Origin of the sequence: Streptomyces sp. NRRL WC-3626, assembly GCF_000718785.1 — a bacterium.
Taxonomy (GTDB): domain Bacteria; phylum Actinomycetota; class Actinomycetes; order Streptomycetales; family Streptomycetaceae; genus Streptomyces; species Streptomyces edwardsiae.
In genome coordinates this window covers 1-326 of record NZ_JOCA01000067.1, presented here as the reverse complement: position 1 = coordinate 326, position 326 = coordinate 1, and the positions used below count along the sequence as shown (strand labels likewise).

Annotated in this window: 1 pseudogene; it reads right to left on the bottom strand. The window is 68.7% G+C overall.

Annotated elements, in window-relative coordinates:
- Positions 1 to 326: pseudogene (locus IF28_RS0135845) on the bottom strand (2-oxoacid:ferredoxin oxidoreductase subunit beta); the annotation flags it as partial.

Here is a 326-nt window from a genome sequence, read left to right as displayed (position 1 = left end):
CTGGTCGGCCATGAGGGTGTCGTAGACGGGCCGGTCGACGGAGCGCAGGACGCCGATGGGGGTGTTGTGGAGGGTGTTGGGGTCGGCGAGGCGGGAGAGTGCGAACGCGGTGGTGGGGGACGCGGCGTGGGCGTCGTGGACGAGGATGTCGGCCTCGTTGTCCGCGGTGACGGTGACGATCTTGAGGTCGCCGGTGGCCGGGTCGCGGACGACGCCCTTGGTGTTGTCGGTGCCGAAGCGGATGGGCTGTCCGTGTTCGAGGCGGATGACGGCTTCTTCGGCCTGTTGGCGGTCCTTGAGGACGTCGAAGGCGCCGTCGTTGAAGA